Consider the following 17720-nt stretch of genomic DNA (forward strand, 5'->3'; position numbering starts at 1 on the left):
TGCTCATTGTGCGCTTCACCATGAAAAAAGCTAATAAATACACGCTAATGGTGAAAGAGGCTCATGGCAATCGCCGGGACGACCGGTCTGATGGTGGGCCTTCAACCAGAGCGCCTCTGGCACAAGGAACCGACACAGCAGGAGATGACGATGAGTCATGGCTGTATCGTTGAAAACTTCAGCAATCTGATTTCACTCAGCGAGCAGGAAAAGGCATTACTGGCGCATTTCGAAAAGGATGCCCGAGTGGTGCGGCGCCACGAAAGCCTGTGGCATTTCCGCGAGCCGACGCAGACGCTCTACACGCTGCAGGAGGGCTGGGCCTACGCCTACAAGATCTCCCTGATGGGCGAGATGAAGGTGGTCGAAATTTTCACGCCAAGCGATATCATCGGACTGCGCGATTTCACCTTTGGCCGCCATCTGACCGACGTGCGCATGATGACCGATGGCACCGTCTGTGCCTTCCCCTATCGTTATATTCTGGAAGCCTGCCAGCAGTCACGCGCACTGTCAGCCGCCTTTTTCGCGACCGCCTCGCGGGATCAGGCGCTGATGACCGAACGCGTGACCAATCTCATGCACTGCAGCGCCCGCATGAAGATTGCCCACTTCATCATCGAAATGTATCTGCGCCTGAAGCACACGCATCCCGACATGGGTCTTCGCTTCGACTTCCCAATGAATCAGAAGCTGATGGCAAGCCTGCTGGGGCTGACGAGCGTGCACGTCAGTCGGATGCTCGGCGAACTGACCCGCGAAGGGATGGTGAAAAAGCAGCGCAGTACGCTGGAGATCCTCGACTATGAGCGTCTTTATCGTGAAGCCCAGTTCGATGAAACCTACATTCAGCTCGATCTGACCCACATGCTTGAAGTCGCCCCCAACGATAGTGAGGCCCCGATGGGCTAGCCGTCCCGGGCGGCGCCCTACTGCATGAGCACCCGCTCAATCGACATCTGCCGCGACTCCCCCTCCAGACGCCACTCGCTGTTGTCGCCCTGAATCAGGCGGGGCCGGCTTTCCAGAAAATCGATCAGGGCCTGATCCTCGGCGCCCCCTTCCGGACAGGCCATGCGGGTGGACGCCAGCGTTCCAACGATCAGCCGACCGTTTTCGACCTGCGCCGGGCCAAAGATCCGATTGCAGCCACCGCTGCCACTGACGCGATAGCCGTCAAAGCTCAGCGTTGCCTGCGCCAGCGCCTCATCCTGTTGGGAAGTCTGTGTTTCTTGTGTGGCACAGCCGGCCAGGCCGGTCGCCAGCACCAACCCCGTTACGGAAAGCGCGGCATGGAAATAATTCATGTGTCAGCCCCTGTGATACTGGTGAATGTGAAGAGTGTCCCTCAATGGTACGCCCAGATGTGCCGATAGTAGCTGACAGGCAAACAAAAGAGAGCAACACAATGCCACTGCTGCCGCGCACCATCGCAGGAAAGATTACCCTGGGCGGGATACTGCTCACGACACTGATCGGCCTTTCCATCTACGGCGTCATGACGCTCAGAGGAAAGCCCCGCCTGATCGAGGCGAGTGACACACTGGTCAGCCAGAGCGGACAGTCCATGGTTAATGGTCTGCAGGCGCAGATGGGACGCATTGAAAGTCTGACGTCCAGCGTGGCCAGTATGGCCACGACCCTGCCAGCCGATCCCGCGCTCTATGTCGCCACCCTGCCTGGCATCATCGATGCCAACGGCAACCGCGCCATCGCCGGTGGCGGACTGTGGCCGGAGCCGGGCGCCTTTACCCCGGGCGTCGAGAAACGAAGCTTTTTCTGGGGCCGCGGTCAGAATGGCGCGCTGGCCTATACCGAGGAGTATAACGCGCCTGACAGCAGCCCCTACCAGAGCGAACCCTGGTATCGCGCCGCCGTGGGTGCCCCGGGTGGCCAGTGCGTCTGGTCGGCGGCCTATCTTGACCCGGTGACTCAGGCCCCAATGGTGACCTGCAGCATCCCCTATCAGCGAAATGGTCAATTTGCGGGCGTGGCGACCACCGATGTCAGCCTTGCAGGCCTTGCCGACTTCATGACGACGCATGGCAACGCCACCGGTGGCTATGCCTACGTGCTCGACAAGGAAGGCAACGTCATGTACTTCCCGGGCACCGATTTCAAAAACGGCCTGCAGAGCCTGTCACAGCTGGCATCACGTCTGCCCTGGCTTGCCCCGCTGACCACAGTCGCTCAAAAGGACGGCGAGGTACGCCTTGAAGACCCGACCCTGCAGGATCAGGCCATGGTCAAGCAGTTCACCATGGCAGGCACCGGCTGGACCATCGGGCTTGTGACGCCCATGCGGACCGTCACGCATCTGGCCAGCTCCCTGATTCGGGACCTGCTGCTCTTTATCCTGCCGGTCGTCGCACTGCTGCTGGGTCTGGCCTGGCTGGGCAGTCGCATGTTGCTTGCCCAGATCAGTGAAACCACCCGACAGATCGAACGGATGGGGGAAGGCGGCGCGCAGCGCGATGCGCTCAGCATTGCCCGCCCCGACGAAATCGGTGCCCTGCGAAGCGCCGTCAATCGCTACGCGGCCCGGCTCAACCAGCTTTTCGATGACGTCAGCATGGTATCCGAGACCATTGGCAGCCGCTCCCGTGAAATTTCGGTAGGCAATATGGATCTGTCGCGGCGCACCGAATCCCAGGCGGCAGCCCTTGAGGAGACCGCCTCGGCCATGGAAGAACTCTCTTCTACGGTCGGCCATAACGCCGACAGCGCCGGCGAAGCCAGCCGACTGGCCGGTGAGGCTTCAAGCGTGGCCGAACAGGGTGGTACTCGCGTGACCCGTGTCATCACGTCAATGGAGGAGATCAGCGAAGGGTCGCGAAAAATGGCCGATATCGTCAGCATGATCGACGGCATCGCCTTTCAGACCAATCTTCTGGCGCTGAACGCTGCCGTCGAAGCCGCCCGTGCCGGTGAGCAGGGACGCGGCTTTGCAGTGGTGGCCGGCGAGGTACGCAATCTTGCCTCCCGAAGCGCCACCGCCGCCAGCGAGATCGGCGTGCTGATCAAGACCTCCATGACGCGCATTGATGAAGGAACCCGCCATGCCCACGAAGCGGGCGATGTCATGAAGGATGTGGTGGCAGCCGTGGAACGCGTTACCGGGCTGGTCAACGAAATCGCGCTGGCCTCCCGAGAGCAGGCGGCCGGCATCAATGATGTCAACCATGCCGTGGCCGACATGGATGGGGTGACCCAGCAAAACGCAGCCCTGGTCGAAGAAGTTGCCAGTGCGGCCTCGGCACTGGAAGAACAGGCCCGGTCGCTCGAACAGTTGATGGCAGGCTTTCAGAACACCGAGGGCGCCTCTTCTTCTGACAGTGACGCGACCGCCGCTCATGCCCTGCCGGGACACACGGCCTGGGCCATGTAGACCTGCGTTTTCGACAAAAAAGCCGGCCCCAGGGCCGGCTTTTTCATGAAGGGCACCCAGCCTTGAACCCTAGTGCGCCTCTTCCCAGTTATCGCCGTGGCCGGCCTCGACAATCAGCGCCACATCGAGCTGACCTGCGCCCTGCATACGGCTAACGACCTCGGCCTTGAACGCCTCGACCTGTTCGCGACGCACCTCGAAGATCAATTCGTCATGCACCTGCATGACCATTTTGGCGTCGAACTCGCCCTCACGAAGCCAGGCATCCACGTCAATCATGGCGCGCTTGATGATATCCGCAGCGGTACCCTGCATCGGCGCATTGATGGCGGTACGCTCGGCCCCCTGTCGACGGGCATGATTGCGCGAGTTGATCTCGGGCACATAGAGACGCCGACCAAAGACGGTTTCCACAAAACCGTTTTCTGCCGCCTCGGCGCGAATGCGCTCCATATAGCGTGCCACACCCGGATAGCGGTCGAAGTAGCGCTCGATCCAGGTTTTGGCATCACGCTGCTCGACCCGCAGCTGGCGCGCCAGCCCCCAGGCGCTCATGCCGTAGATCAACCCGAAGTTGATCGCCTTGGCGCTGCGGCGTTGATCGCTGGTGACCTTCTCAAGCGAGGTGCCAAAGACTTCGGCGGCGGTCGCGGTATGAATATCACGATCCTCGGCGAAGGCCGTGAGCAGGCTCTCATCGCCCGAGAGGTGTGCCATGATGCGCAGCTCGATCTGTGAATAGTCCGCCGCCACCAGCTGATAGCCGGGCGTGGCGACAAAGGCGGTGCGGATGCGCCGGCCGATGTCGCTTCGAATCGGAATGTTCTGCAGGTTGGGATCGCTGGACGAGAGTCGTCCGGTAGCGGTCACCGCCTGGTGATAGCTGGTATGAATGCGCCCGGTAGTGGCGTTGATCAGCTGCGGCAGCTTATCGGTGTAGGTCGACTTGAGCTTGGACAACCCGCGATGCTCCATGATGACTTTCGGCAGCGGATAGTCCAGCGCCAGCTCCTCAAGCACGGCCTCTGCGGTCGACGGTGCGCCCTTGGGCGTTTTCTTGATGACCGGGATTTTCTGCTCCTCGAACAGAATTTCACCGAGCTGTTTGGGCGAACCGAGGTTGAACTCGCGCCCGGCCAGCTCAAACGCCTCGCGCTCGAGCTCGGTGATGCGCTCGCCCAGCGACCGGCTCTGCTCGCCCAACAGCTTCGTGTCGACCGCAACGCCGGTACGCTCCATGCGCGTGAGCACCGGAATCAGCGGCAGTTCAAGCGTATCGATGACCTCGGACAGCCTTCCTTCCTGCTCCAGCCGCGGGCGCAGATGAGCATGCAGACGCAGGGTGACGTCGATGTCTTCACAGGCATATTCCACCGCCTGCTCGAGTGCGACCTGATTGAAGGTCAGCTGCTTGACGCCCTTGCCGGCAATCTCTTCAAACGAGATGGTGCGATGGCCAAGATAGGCCTGGGCCAGCGAATCCATGTCATGACGCGTGGCGGTGGAGTTGAGCACGTAGGACTCGAGCATGGTGTCGATCAGCGCGCCTTCCACGCCGATGTCATAGCGCGCCAGCACCTCAATATCGTATTTGAGGTTCTGCCCGATCTTGGCAGTCGTGGCATCTTCCAGCAGCGGCTTGAGCGCGGTCAGCACGCTGTGACGGTCAAGCTGATCGGGGGCGTCGAGATAGTCGTGCGCCACCGGCACATAGACCGCCTCGCCCGGCGTGATGCCAAGCCCGATGCCAACGATCTCGGCGTTCATGTAGTTGAGGCTGGTGGTTTCCAGATCGAAGCAGAAGGTGTGGCTCTGCTTCAATCGCTCGATCCAGTGATCAAACGCTTCCTGCTCGAAGACGGCGCGGTAGTCACGCTGCTCGCTCGACATGGCCGAGGGCGAGTCTGCCGATTCGCCGCCATCGAGATCTCCTTCGCCGGCTGGCACATCGGGAGACGGCTCACCGGTGCTGCCGCCATCCAGCAGTTCGTTGAGCCAGCCCTTGAACTCCAGACGCTGATACAGCGAGAGCAGCGCTTCGCGGTCGGGGTGAGCGATATCAAGACCGTCCAGGCCGACCGGCAGCTCGCAGTCGGTGCGAATGGTGGCAAGCGTGTAGGAGAGAAACGCCTGCTCGCGGTTGTCCTCGAGCTTTTTGGCCATCGTTTTGGCGCCGCGAAAGGAGAGCGTCCTGATCCGGTCGAGATCGCCATAGATGGTCTCAAGCCCCCCATCCATGCCGGTCAAAAGCGCCAGTGCGGTCTTCTGACCCACGCCCGGAACCCCCGGAATGTTATCGACGCTATCCCCCATCAGGGCCAGATAGTCGATGATCAGATGCGGCGGAATGCCGAACTTCTCTTCGACGCCGGCCACATCGAGCGTCTCGTTTTTCATGGTATTGACCATGGTGATGTGCTCGTTGACCAGCTGCGCCATGTCCTTGTCGCCGGTCGAGATAATCGCATCGCGCCCGGCTTCGGTGGCCATGCGCGCCAGCGTGCCGATCACGTCATCGGCCTCGACGCCCTCGATGCATAGAAGCGGCAGGCCGAGCGCCCGAACACACTCGTGCAGCGGCCCGACCTGAGCACGCAGCTCATCGGGCATGGGCGGACGATGGGCCTTGTACTGCTCATAGAGCTCATCGCGAAAGGTCTTGCCCTTGGCATCAAACACCACCGCCATGGGGCTTTCGGGATACTGACGGATCAGGCTCTTGAGCATGGAGACGACGCCACGAACGGCGCCGGTCGGCTCACCGGTCGAGGTCGACAGGGGCGGCAGGGCATGAAAGGCGCGGTACAGGTAGGCAGAACCGTCCACAAGGACGATCGGGGCAGCGGCCATGGAAGCTCCAGCTAACGACTCGAATATGGTGCCATGATACGCAAGCCTGGCGCTGGCGTCAGTGGCGAAAGCACCCGTCCACCCGAGCCATCACGGCGGCTGCTATTTATCGACAGGCGCTTTACACTACGCAACATTCAAGACGCAGCCTTCGGAGCTCATCATGACCATTGGACGGATTCTGCCTGTCCTGGCAGCGTCAGCACTGCTGGCGCTGGCTACCCTCAGCCCTGTGGCACTGGCCGCCTCCCAGGGTCAGGTCACCACCCAGCAGCAAGGTGATCGCCTCGTGCATGAATACCGCCTCGAGGGAAGGCTCTACGCCATCGAAATCATTGAAGGCGATCAGCGCACGGTGCTTGTAGACGCCGATGGCGACGGCAATTTTCGCCGTCAGCCCGCGGATACCGAGATCAGGCCACCATCCTGGACTCAAAAACAGTCGCAATAGCTTTCAATGGTATTGGCACCGAGAGCGTCAGTACTGCCATGGGACATACGGTGGGCAGAATATGCCCTTTCGGTGATAGACTCCGCGCGGCGCGATGTCAGGCCACGCCGGGGTGCGGTGCGTTCCGGCATGCCGCGCCCGAACACGTCACGGCCGTCGACCGGCACTGGTCGCGGTATTGGTTACCCAGCACGATGAGCGCCTCCGCAGTGCGCCAGGAGCAACATGGCGGTTTTTACCCCCTTAAGCGATGAGCAGGTCGCACATTTTCTAGAACGCTACGATGTCGGCAATCTACTGGCACTCGAGGGTGTGGCCGGTGGTACGGAAAACAGCACCTTTTTTGTCACCACCGACCGGGAAGTGCTGGTGCTGACCCTGTTCGAGCAGGGCGAACAGGAGGAGCTGCCCTTTTTTGTCGACCTGCTGGCCTGGTTTGACCAGCATCAGCTGCCGGTACCGGGACCGCTGTTTGATCGTACCGGCGTGGCCCTTCAGCGGCTGGCCGACCGTCCTGCCCTTTTGTTTCCACGCCTTGCCGGGCGCCATCCGGAACAGCCCGGGGTTGTCCAGTGCGCGGCCATCGGCCGGGTACTGGGTCAGATGCATCGCATCTCGCAGGGATTTCAGGGCAGCCGACCCAACCCGCGCGACCTTCGCTGGGTACATGCCGTGCACTCAAGGGTCATGGGCTATCTGAGCCCCGACGATCAGTCCCTGATCCGGGATCGCATCGATACACTGGACAGTCGTCTAAGACAGGTAGTGCTTCCCCAGGGGGCACTTCATGGCGATCTGTTTCGTGACAACACCCTCTATGAGGGCGATCGCCTCTCCGGAGTGATCGACTTTTATAACGGCTGCACCGGGGATCTGCTCTTTGATCTGGCCATTGTCATCAATGACTGGTGCAGTGACGATAACGGCGCACTGATGCCCGAACGCTATGACGCCATCATTGAGGCCTACGCCCGTGAACGCGCCTTCACCGACGAGGAGCGCCGGGTCTGGCCCACGATGCTGGAGCTGACAGCGCTGCGCTACTGGTTGTCACGACTTCTGGTGGTCTATGTCGACCCACCCGCGCACGCCCTGACGCCCAAGGATCCGGCCCAGTATCGCCAGATCCTGAAGGCACGCATTGATCATCCGCCCGCGCCACTGCCCTGATCATGCCATGGCGCCCCGGTCAAACGCAGGGGCGCCTGGCAAAACCTTTCAGCACCCCCGCACTTAATACTTTTTACCTATTGAACTCATAGGCCGAGTTTTCTTTGGTATCCTCGCCGATATCGCCTCCAGCCGCGCTGTCAATAACGTTTGTGCGCTGATGGCTGAACTTGCATCATGATGGCAGGACTAATAGTTGCTTAATTTAACTTGAAAATTACTGCCGTATAATTTCTTGACTTTAAATGACCCAGACTGGCCCAGCCTTCATATGACCGATCTATCCCTGTCTGTCCTGATTCCGGCGCGCAATGAAGCCGACAACCTGCCTCATTTGCTTGATGAGGTCTGCGCTGCGCTTGATGGTGCCGGCATCGAATTCGAAATGCTTGTCATCAATGATGGCTCAAGCGATCACAGTCTGCAGGTCCTGACAGAATATGCCGCTCGCGATGAGCGCCTTCGGGTCTATCACCATCAGCACAGTGCCGGACAAAGCACCTCCATCTGGCAGGCCGCATGGCAGGCTCGCGGCGCATGGCTGGCCACGCTGGACGGGGATGGCCAGAATGATCCGGCCGACCTGCCTGCCATGTTCGAACGTGCTCAAAAGGGAGACATCACGCTGCTGGCGGGCTATCGCCACAAGCGCAACGACAGCGAGATCAAGCGCCTCTCCTCGCGTATCGCCAACGCCGTGCGATCGCGCCTTTTGAAGGACGACACCCCTGATACCGGCTGTGGCATCAAGATCTTTGAGCGCGAGGCCTTTCTGCGGTTGCCCTACTTCAACCACATGCACCGTTTCCTGCCGGCACTGATCCGCGCTCAGGGCGGTACGACCCTCTCCTGGCCGGTCAATCACCGCGCCCGCCAGGCCGGAAGTTCCAACTACGGCACCCTGGACCGACTGATGGCCGGGCTGCTGGATTTGGGTGGGGTCATGTGGCTGGCACATCGTTCCAGATTACCGGCACCTCTTGATCTGCGTTCCAGGAAAGACGTCGACAAGGATCTCCACGCTCGTCAGGAGCCCTGACCCCATGGATAGTGCAGCCCTCTGGATCACGATCGGCCTGCTCGGTCAGGCCCTGTTTTCGGCACGCTTTATCGTGCAATGGCTTGCCAGCGAACGGGCCAGGCGCAGTATCGTGCCGCATCTTTTCTGGTATCTCAGTATCGGGGGCGGCCTGATCCTGCTGATGTACGCCATCTACCGATGTGACCCGGTCTTTATCATCGGCCAGGGCTCTGGTCTTTTCATCTATGTACGCAACCTGATGCTGATTCAAAAGGAAAAGCGCCAGGCTCGACAGGCGGCGCCTGCTGACACCACGGCTTCAGAGGTAGAAAAGGCATGACGAAGACACGCGTTGGCCGAGGGCTACAGCGAGGTTTGATCAATGCACCAGTGCTGTCACTGCTGGTCATCGCACTGGTTTTTCTGGGACTCGGGATTGGCTGGCGCTGGCCATGGCCGGCCGATGAGCCACGCTTTGCCCTGATCGCCCAGGAGATGATCACGACCCATCAATGGTTGATTCCTCATCGGGCCGGCGAGCTTTATCCGGACAAGCCGCCCATCTTCATGTGGATGATCGCGCTGGGCATTCTGGTCACCGGCAGCGTCAAGGTGGCCTTCATGCTGCCATCCCTGCTGGGCGCGCTGACGACCCTTGGCCTGACCACTGATCTGACCCGCCGTCTCTATGGCCCCCGCATTGCGTGGCTGGCCGGCCTCACGCTCATGCTGACCGCGCAGTTCACCCTGCAGGCCCGCACGGCCCAGATCGACATGCTGGTCACGGGCTTCATCACGCTGGGGCTTTACGGTGCACTGCGCCATGCCCTGCTGGGTCCAGCGCCGCGCTGGTGGTACCTGGGCTGCGTGTCCATGGGACTTGGGGTGATTACCAAGGGCGTCGGCTTTCTGCCCCTGCTGCTGCTGCCCGCATGGTTCGGACTGTTCTGGTATCAGCGCCGCCATACCGGCAGCGTTCACCGCATTGTCCCGCTGACCCTGCGTCAACTGCTGATCGGTATTGGGCTTGTGCTGGCCGCCATCGCCTGCTGGGTTATCCCCATGGTGCTCTACACCAGTTTCAGCGGTGATCCGGCGCTGGCGGCCTATCGCGATAATATTCTCTTTCGTCAGACCGGTGAGCGCTACGCCGATGCCTGGCACCATCTAAAGCCCTTTTATTATTACCTGCTCGAGGTGCTGCCCTGGGCCTGGCTGCCCGGCGTGCTGGCCCTGCCCTGGGTCGCGCCTCACTGGTGGCGCCGTTTGCGGCGCGGCGATGCCCGCCTCTGGCTGCCGCTGTCCTGGGTCATATTGATGGTACTGTTTTTCTCCATGAGCCCCGGCAAGCGTGGCGTCTACATGACGCCGGGCATGTCGATGTTCGTGCTGGCGCTGGCGCCGGCGCTTCCGGGTCTGATTCGACGCCCCGGCATCAATCGGCTCGCCTGGGGACTGGCCGTAGCGCTGGGTGGCGTGATCGGTATTGTCGGCCTGCTCCTGGCCGTCGGCCTGCTCGACAGCACGACCCTTGGCGATGACTTCATCATCAACCCATGGGGATGGTGGCTGAGCGTTGGAGTACTGACCGCCCTGATCGCCTGGCGGCTTCCGCCCCGGCGCGGCCTGGCAGGACTCGGGCTGTGGCTTGCGATGTTCTGGATCCTCTGGGCCAGCTGGGGTTATGGGGTCATGGATGACCATCGCTCGCGAAGTGCACTGATGGCCGAGGTCGCCATGACCACCCACCACCAGCCTCTGGCACTGATCGATTTTGATGAAGAAAACGTACTGCAGGCGCAGCAGCCCATCGTGCAGTTCGGCGATGGCACACCGGCGGATGATCAGTTTGTACGCATGACCGCCTGGCTTGAAGAAGCTCCCGAGACGCGCTGGGCGCTGGTGCAAAACGATGAGCTCAAGAACAAGGCCTGCGTTGACCGCAGCACCCTGACGCCTGTGGAGGAGCGCGGCGACGCGGAGTGGCAGCTTCTGCGCGCTGACAGCGTGGCACAGTGCCCCGGTGATGAGCATGCCGCACCGCTCTATCAGGCCCCGACCACCTGGCATCAGGACAGTGCCTCGCCCGGAGAAGCCACGACGCCATGAGCGGGAGAGGCCAGCGACCTGATCGGCTGATCGATCATCCAGGCCTGCCGTGGGGGGCACTCCTGCTGGTCTGGCTGGCCGGCGTACTGAGCTTCCAGCTGCGCCCGATCATGCCCATCGATGAGACGCGCTATATCTCGGTGGCCTGGGAGATGTGGCAAAGCGGTCAGTGGTGGGTGGCGCACATGAACGGCGCCCCCTACGCCGACAAGCCACCGCTGCTGTTCTGGCTGATCAATCTTGGCTGGGGCGTGTTTGGCGTCAACGACTGGTGGCCACGCCTGATCATGCCATTGGCGTCTCTGCTGGGGCTTTTTCAGCTGCGACGAATCGCTCTGAACCTTGGTTATGAAGCCCGTACGGCGCGGATGGCCCTGCTGGTATTGATGTCGATGCTGATGTGGTGGCTCTATAGCGCCACCCTGATGTTCGATATTCTTCTGACCACCTGTTTGCTGGGCGCCGTGGCCGCCCTGACCGGCACTGGCGTGCTGCGTCGGCGCGCCATTGGCGTCACCCTGTGGCTGGGGCTGGCGCTGCTCGCCAAGGGACCGGCGGTGATGCTGAGCTGGCTGCCGATTCTTGTGACCCTGCCATTGTGGAGCGAGCGCCCGGCAGATGAGCGTCGTCCGCTCATGTTCTGGCTGGCCACTGTCGCGGCCCTGCTGATACTGCTTGGCTGGGCCCTGAGCTCGGCGTGGATCGGTGGCGATGCCTATGCCAGCAATCTCCTGTGGCATCAGAGCGTTGATCGGCTGGAGCAGGTGGCCGATCATGCCCGCCCCTTCTGGTGGTATCTCCCCATGCTGCCGGTACTGTTGCTGCCCTGGTCACTGTGGCTGCCGGCGCTGAAGCTCTGGCGTCGGAACAGCCCTGCCACGCCGCGCAAAGCCCGCCGGCTGCTCTGGGTCTGGGCACTGGCGCCGCTGGTGCTGTTTTCCCTGGTCAGCGGCAAACAGGCGCACTATCTGATGCCCATCCTGCCACCGCTGGCCCTGCTCATCGCCGAGGTTCTGACACACTCTGCCCCGGCGCAGCGCCGCACGCTGAGAGTTCCGGCAATTGCCCTGTTCGCCACCGGTGCCCTCGCTTTGATCGTGAAAATGGTCGGCAACGCCGAACTGGCCGCGATGCTTTCGCTCCATGGCGTCTGGCTTTTATGGGTACTCGCGGCTGCCGCCGCTGTGATACGCCTTCAAACGACAGCGGCTGCAACGTTACTGGCCATGATTGGCACAGCGAGCCTGACACTGATCCTCACGATCATGATGGCCCCCCTGTGGCCGCGCGTGGATACTCAGCGTCCGGGCGCCCTGCTGTCTCAGCTCGAGCACCAGGGCCATCCGGTGGCCTGGTACGGCAGGAACTATCAGGCCAGCTTTCAGTTTGCCGGCCGGTTGACCACGCCGCTGCAGACCATCGACTCCCGGCCAGCGGATCTGTGTCACTGGCGACAGGATCATCCCGATGGCTGGGTAATAGGCGACAGTCGGCAACTGCCCTCGCTTTATGTACCGGCGCTGGCACAGGACTTTCCGTGGCGTTCCCGCATGCTGAGGGTCATGCCGGTATCGGCACTGCAGATCGCAACGCCCTTCTTTCTCTGTCCGGAGCCCCTATGAACATGAAAGTATTGGTAACAGGCGCCGCCGGCTTCATTGGCGCCTGGCTGACAAAGCGACTCACGGAAGATGGCGTGGCGACGGTCGGTGTTGACAGTTTTTCGGATTATTACAGCGTGGACTACAAGCGAGCGCGCCTTGAAGCGCTGGGCATCAGGAATTGTCGATTGCTGGACGTCAGCGACCGTGACGCGGTGGAAGCCCTTTTCAGGCGCGAAGGGTTCACGCATGTGATCCATCTGGCCGCTCAGGCCGGGGTACGCTATAGCGTCACGCATCCACATGTGTATGGCCAGAGCAACCTGACCGGCTTTCTCAACGTGCTCGAAGCCTGCCGCCAGCATGGCGTTCAACACCTCTACTACGCCTCCTCAAGCTCGGTGTACGGGCACTCAAGTCGTGAGGTCTTCAGCGAAAAGGATCCGGTCGACCACCCCGCCTCCCTGTATGCCGCCACCAAGCGAGCCAACGAGCTCATGGCCGACAGCTATGCCAGCCTCTATGGCATGTCCCTGACCGGCCTGCGCTTTTTCACGGTCTATGGTCCCTGGGGCCGGCCGGACATGGCGCCCATGCTGTTTGCCGGCAGCATCATGAACCATCAACCGCTTCAGATCTTCAACCACGGTCAGATGGCGCGTGATTTCACCTGGGTCGGCGACATCATTGAGTCCGTGGTGCGTTTGATCAATACTCACCGCGCCGGCGGCGAAACCGGTCGCCATCAGGTCTTTAACATCGGGCGGGGCGAGCCCACGGCACTGATGGACTTTATTACATGGCTGGAAGACGCGCTGGGGCAGCAGGCGCCGCGCGAGTGGCTGCCCATGCAGGATGGCGATGTCACCCGTACCTGGGCAGACACGTCCCGACTGGAGGCCGTCATCGATTATCGACCGACCATGCCGCTGGCCACCGGGGTGCAGCATCTGGCGCAATGGTGTCTGGATCATCAGCAATGGCTGCCTACCCGTCAGGTCGTTCCCATTACGAAAACCGCTTGAATGCCCTTGCGGGCCTGACTGCCCCCCATGACGCAAAAGCGCTAAAATGACTTCATGGGCAGCCGTTTGCTGCCCTTCCCTTATGTCGCTACCTTACCTTCACAATGTCGTTTGCGGCCAATTCTGTCCGGAGCCCGCCCATGTCCAATGATTCATCCGTACCTGACCAGGCCCATGCCCAGTCGGAGGCCCGCCGCACCTACAACATCGATCAGTGGGGAAGTGGCTACTTTGATGTCAACGATCAGGGGCTGGCCGTGGTGCGCCCTTTTGGCGACGCCGACGGCCAGAACGGCCCGGCCCTGCCGCTGAAGGGGCTGGTCAGGAAGCTGCAGGACGCCGGTTTGCGCCTGCCCATGCTGGTGCGCTTTACCGATATCCTGCATGACCGTGTCGAGCAGCTTTGTCAGGCCTTTGACCGCGCCATTGACGAGCTGGACTATCAGGGTCGCTACACCGCCGTCTATCCGATCAAGGTCAATCAGCAGCGGCGTGTCGTTGAAGAACTTCTGGCCACCCCGGAGCGCGGGCGCGGGCGCGTCGGGCTTGAGGCCGGCAGCAAGCCGGAACTTCTGGCCGTGCTGGCACTCTCTTCGGAAACCACCTCGACCATCGTCTGTAATGGTTACAAGGATCGCGAATACGTCCGTCTGGCACTGATGGGCGAAAAGCTGGGTCACCGCGTCTTTCTGGTGGTCGAAAAGCAGGCCGAACTCGAGCTGATTCTTGAGGAAGCCGACAATCTGGGCGTCATGCCCCGTATCGGCGTGCGAGCCCGGCTCTCCTCGGTGGGCAAGGGCAACTGGGAAAGCACCGGTGGCGACAAGTCCAAGTTCGGCCTGACGGCGCGCCAGATCCAGCATGTGGTGGACCATTTGCGCAGCCATGATCGCCTCGAGTCACTGCAGCTGGTGCACTTTCACCTGGGCTCCCAGATTGCCAACATTCGTGACATTCAGCGCGGCCTGCGTGAATGCACCCAGTTTTACAAGAGCCTGCGCGATGTCGGCGCACCGGTCGCCGTGGTCGACGTCGGCGGCGGCCTGGGCGTGGACTATGAGGGCACCCGCTCACGCAGCTACTGCTCGACCAACTACTCGATGGCCGAGTATGCCAACAACGTGGTCGGCGCCTTTTCGCAGCTGTGTCAGAGCATGGATATCCCGCACCCGGACATCATTTCTGAATCCGGCCGGGCACTGACGGCCCATCATGCGGTGCTGATCACCAATGTGATCGACGAGGAACGCCACGAAGTGGCCATGCCCGAGCGCGGCCAGCATGAGGGCGACACGCACCTTGACGTGCTGTGGCAGACCTATGACTGGCTGGCCGAGCCTGCCGAACCGCGCCTTCTGGTCGAGTACTATCACGACCTCTATCAGGCCATGATCGATATTCAGGACCGTTTCGTGCTCGGCAGTGCCACACTGGGCGTACGCGCCGAGGGCGAGGCACTCTACACCGCCGCCTGCAAGCGGCTGCGCGCCAAGCTCGATCGACGCAATCGTGCCCACCGCGAAATTCTCGATGAGCTGGACGAGAAGCTCGCTGACAAGCTGTTCGTCAACTTCTCGCTGTTCCAGTCCCTGCCGGACGTCTGGGGGATCGATCAGATCTTCCCTGTGCTGCCGCTGTCCAATCTGGACCAGCCGTCAACACGACGCGGCGTGATTCAGGACATCACCTGCGACAGTGATGGCCGTATTGAACGCTACGTCGATGGCCAGGGCGTGGAGAGTACGCTCCCGCTGCCGGAGTGGAAATCGGGCGATGAACGCCTGCTGGGGCTGTTTCTGGTCGGTGCCTATCAGGAGATTCTGGGCGATCTGCACAACCTGTTCGGCGATACCGACTCCATCGACGTCAGCCTCAATGACCAGGGGCAATGGCAGCTGGGCACACCTATCGTGGGTGACAGCGTGGCCAACGTCCTGCGCTACGTGAACTTCGATCCGGACCGCCTCAAGAGCCGCTTCCAGCGCCAGCTTCTGCGCAGCGATGTCTCCGGTCAGGAACGCGAGATGTTTCTCGAGGAGCTCGAAGCCGGACTCGAAGGCTACACCTACCTGGAATAGCGACTCTGACGGCGTCGTTGTTTCAAAAGAGTCTCTGGTTTGAAACAGTCACACGCGCATTGATGCCGCACGTTCCCTCCCTTCGTTTCGCCCGGCCATAGGGTCCGGGCGAAATGCTCCCTACTCTCTCTTTTTTGCGTGACGGCTGCGCCCTCATCTGCCAGCCAACACGCTTTCATTATTTGCCCCGCAAAATATTCGCCTGTTACGAACCAGACCGGCGCCCCTTGCCTGATTTATTCAAGGCAGAACGACTCTCACCGTCCGATCCACGACTCCCCCTTGGTCTATTAATCAAAGGTCGAACGGCTTTTTGCCAAACGCCGTGCGAGCCTAGTCCGTTTGAGCAAGGGGGCAACGGCCATGTCAGGTCATGTCCAGAGGCCTGTGCCTTATAAAAGAGCCGATGATCGAGGCGAATGGCCCGCTTTTCACACCAAAGGGGAACAAGAGTGAAGATAGGCGCACCAAGGGAGAGTGCTCGTGGGGAAGCGCGTGTCGCGCTGACGCCAGAGAGCGCCACACAGATTCAGAAGCTGGGCCATACGTGTTTAATTGAAACCGGCGCAGGCGTTGCCGCCGGCTTTGACGACCAGGCCTATCGCGATGCGGGCGTCACGGTGGTCGACAGCGCTCAGACCCTGTTCGATGACGCAGAGGTTGTCATCAAGGTGCGTGAGCCCAGTGACGAGGAAGCCGAGCGCCTGCACAAGGGGCAGACGCTGATCTCGTTTTTCTGGCCCGCCCAGAACGAGGCCATGCTCGAGAAGTGCCGCGACAAGGGCGCGAGCGTTATCGCCATGGACATGGTGCCGCGTATCTCGCGAGCACAGAAAATGGATGCGCTCTCCTCCATGGCCAACATCGCGGGCTACCGCGCAGTCATTGAGGCCGGCAACAACTTCGGTCGCTTCTTTACCGGTCAGGTCACCGCTGCAGGCAAGGTGCCACCGGCGAAAGTGCTGGTCATCGGTGCCGGTGTGGCCGGACTTGCCGCCATCGGTACTGCCACAAGCCTCGGCGCCGTCGTGCGCGCCTTTGACGTACGTCCGGAAGTCTCCGAACAGATCGAATCCATGGGCGCCGAGTTTTTGTTCCTTGATTTCGATAACGCTCAGGACGGCTCGGAAAGTGGTGGCTACGCTTCGCCATCAAGCCCGGAGTTTCGCGAAAAGCAGCTCGAGTGCTTCCGTGAGCAGGCGCCGGATGTGGATATCGTCATCACCACTGCCCTGATCCCCGGGCGGCCGGCCCCCAAGCTGTGGCTCGAAGACATGGTCGCATTGATGAAGCCCGGCTCGGTGATCATTGACCTTGCTGCCGAAAAGGGCGGCAACTGCGACCTGACCCGCCCTGATGAGCGTGTGGTCTCCGACAACGGTGTCGTGGTGGTCGGCTATACCGACTATCCCTCTCGCATGGCGACCCAGTCATCGCTTCTGTACGCCACCAATATTCGCCACATGCTGACCGACCTGACGCCCGACAAGGACGGCGTCCTCCAGCACAACATGGAAGACGACGTCATCCGTGGCGCCACGGTCACCCACCAGGGCGATATCACATTCCCACCGCCCCCGCCCAAAACGAAGGCCATCGGCGTTGCCAAACCCAAACCGAAGGAAAAGGAACCGACCCCTGAGGAAAAAAGGGCCCTTGAGACCGCCACCTTCAAGTCCCAGACCAAACGTCAGGTCGGCATGCTGGCGGTGGGCGGTGCACTGATGCTGTTGCTGGGTGAGGTAGCGCCTGCGTCGTTCATGCAGCATTTCATTGTCTTCGTTCTGGCCTGCTTTATCGGCTTTCAGGTGATCTGGAAGGTCAGCCACTCGCTGCATACGCCTCTGATGGCGGTGACCAATGCCATCTCGGGCATCATCGTTCTGGGGGCAGTGCTGCAGATTGGCTCGGGCAGTGTGCTCGTCAGCATTCTGGCGGCGATTTCCGTGCTGATTGCGACCATCAATATCGTGGGGGGCTTTCTGGTAACACGCCGAATGCTCGCCATGTTCCAAAAATCCTGAGCG

Annotated in this window: 13 protein-coding genes; 11 read left to right on the forward strand and 2 right to left on the reverse strand. The window is 61.2% G+C overall.

Annotation, left to right across the window (positions count from 1 at the left end; all coding sequences use genetic code 11):
- Positions 1-63 precede the first annotated feature (63 nt).
- The gene (locus tag B9H00_RS06190; RefSeq protein WP_086899918.1) at positions 64-912 is read left to right on the forward strand and encodes a Crp/Fnr family transcriptional regulator; all 849 of its coding nucleotides are present in this window, start codon (positions 64-66) and stop codon (positions 910-912) included.
- A 17-nt stretch (positions 913-929) separates the two neighbouring features.
- Here the strand turns inward: B9H00_RS06190 and B9H00_RS06195 are convergent, their stop codons facing one another.
- Positions 930-1307, reverse strand: a complete 378-nt coding sequence (locus B9H00_RS06195) for an META domain-containing protein (protein ID WP_086899919.1) — start codon at positions 1305-1307, stop codon at positions 930-932.
- Positions 1308-1408: 101 nt separating this feature from the next.
- Between B9H00_RS06195 and B9H00_RS17145 the strand changes: the two genes are divergently transcribed.
- A complete protein-coding gene (locus B9H00_RS17145) occupies positions 1409-3388 on the forward strand; it encodes a methyl-accepting chemotaxis protein (RefSeq protein WP_169713426.1) in 1980 nt (659 codons plus the stop codon).
- 69 nt (positions 3389-3457) lie between these two features.
- Here B9H00_RS17145 and polA read toward each other — a convergent pair whose 3' ends face one another.
- A complete protein-coding gene (polA, locus tag B9H00_RS06205) occupies positions 3458-6238 on the reverse strand; it encodes a DNA polymerase I (RefSeq protein WP_086899921.1) in 2781 nt (926 codons plus the stop codon).
- A gap of 163 nt (positions 6239-6401) precedes the next feature.
- On the opposite strand from polA, the gene B9H00_RS06210 reads away from it, so the two are divergent.
- From B9H00_RS06210 to B9H00_RS06250, 9 genes are all read left to right on the forward strand, one after another.
- Positions 6402-6689, forward strand: a complete 288-nt coding sequence (locus B9H00_RS06210) for a DUF2782 domain-containing protein (protein WP_086621686.1) — start codon at positions 6402-6404, stop codon at positions 6687-6689.
- A 225-nt stretch (positions 6690-6914) separates the two neighbouring features.
- On the forward strand, positions 6915-7859 hold the full coding sequence (locus B9H00_RS06215; RefSeq protein ID WP_086899922.1) for a homoserine kinase: 945 nt from the start codon (positions 6915-6917) through the stop codon (positions 7857-7859).
- Positions 7860-8130: 271 nt separating this feature from the next.
- On the forward strand, positions 8131-8898 hold the full coding sequence (locus B9H00_RS06220) for a glycosyltransferase family 2 protein (protein ID WP_086899923.1): 768 nt from the start codon (positions 8131-8133) through the stop codon (positions 8896-8898).
- Between the two features lie 4 nt (positions 8899-8902).
- The gene (locus B9H00_RS06225) at positions 8903-9220 is read left to right on the forward strand and encodes a lipid-A-disaccharide synthase N-terminal domain-containing protein (protein WP_086899924.1); all 318 of its coding nucleotides are present in this window, start codon (positions 8903-8905) and stop codon (positions 9218-9220) included.
- Complete coding sequence (locus tag B9H00_RS06230; RefSeq protein ID WP_086899925.1) at positions 9217-10989, forward strand: ArnT family glycosyltransferase; 1773 nt, start codon at positions 9217-9219, stop codon at positions 10987-10989. The genes B9H00_RS06225 and B9H00_RS06230 overlap by 4 nt, the downstream gene beginning before the upstream one ends.
- Positions 10986-12611 carry an ArnT family glycosyltransferase gene (locus B9H00_RS06235; protein ID WP_086899926.1) on the forward strand — a complete coding sequence of 542 codons (1626 nt, stop codon included), beginning with the start codon at positions 10986-10988 and terminating at the stop codon, positions 12609-12611. The genes B9H00_RS06230 and B9H00_RS06235 overlap by 4 nt, the downstream gene beginning before the upstream one ends.
- A 2-nt stretch (positions 12612-12613) precedes the next feature.
- Positions 12614-13615, forward strand: coding sequence for an NAD-dependent epimerase/dehydratase family protein (locus B9H00_RS06240; protein ID WP_086901735.1), 1002 nt, complete (start codon positions 12614-12616; stop codon positions 13613-13615).
- A 140-nt stretch (positions 13616-13755) separates the two neighbouring features.
- The gene (gene speA, locus B9H00_RS06245) at positions 13756-15693 is read left to right on the forward strand and encodes a biosynthetic arginine decarboxylase (protein WP_086899927.1); all 1938 of its coding nucleotides are present in this window, start codon (positions 13756-13758) and stop codon (positions 15691-15693) included.
- Between the two features lie 452 nt (positions 15694-16145).
- Positions 16146-17717 (forward strand): Re/Si-specific NAD(P)(+) transhydrogenase subunit alpha, encoded by a 1572-nt coding sequence (locus B9H00_RS06250; protein ID WP_086899928.1) that lies wholly within the window; start codon positions 16146-16148, stop codon positions 17715-17717.
- Positions 17718-17720: the final 3 nt, after the last annotated feature.

The organism is Kushneria marisflavi, from assembly GCF_002157205.1.
Classification (GTDB): Bacteria; Pseudomonadota; Gammaproteobacteria; order Pseudomonadales; family Halomonadaceae; genus Kushneria; species Kushneria marisflavi.

Coding starts and splice junctions, on each gene's coding strand:
- B9H00_RS06220 (WP_086899923.1), top strand. CDS start 8,131: ATGACCGATCTATCCCTGTCTGTCCTGATTCCGGCGCGCAATGAAGCC.
- speA (WP_086899927.1), top strand. CDS start 13,756: ATGTCCAATGATTCATCCGTACCTGACCAGGCCCATGCCCAGTCGGAG.
- B9H00_RS17145 (WP_169713426.1), top strand. CDS start 1,409: ATGCCACTGCTGCCGCGCACCATCGCAGGAAAGATTACCCTGGGCGGG.
- B9H00_RS06215 (WP_086899922.1), top strand. CDS start 6,915: ATGGCGGTTTTTACCCCCTTAAGCGATGAGCAGGTCGCACATTTTCTA.
- B9H00_RS06240 (WP_086901735.1), top strand. CDS start 12,614: ATGAAAGTATTGGTAACAGGCGCCGCCGGCTTCATTGGCGCCTGGCTG.
- B9H00_RS06225 (WP_086899924.1), top strand. CDS start 8,903: ATGGATAGTGCAGCCCTCTGGATCACGATCGGCCTGCTCGGTCAGGCC.
- B9H00_RS06210 (WP_086621686.1), top strand. CDS start 6,402: ATGACCATTGGACGGATTCTGCCTGTCCTGGCAGCGTCAGCACTGCTG.
- B9H00_RS06230 (WP_086899925.1), top strand. CDS start 9,217: ATGACGAAGACACGCGTTGGCCGAGGGCTACAGCGAGGTTTGATCAAT.
- B9H00_RS06190 (WP_086899918.1), top strand. CDS start 64: ATGGCAATCGCCGGGACGACCGGTCTGATGGTGGGCCTTCAACCAGAG.
- polA (WP_086899921.1), bottom strand. CDS start 6,238: ATGGCCGCTGCCCCGATCGTCCTTGTGGACGGTTCTGCCTACCTGTAC.
- B9H00_RS06195 (WP_086899919.1), bottom strand. CDS start 1,307: ATGAATTATTTCCATGCCGCGCTTTCCGTAACGGGGTTGGTGCTGGCG.
- B9H00_RS06235 (WP_086899926.1), top strand. CDS start 10,986: ATGAGCGGGAGAGGCCAGCGACCTGATCGGCTGATCGATCATCCAGGC.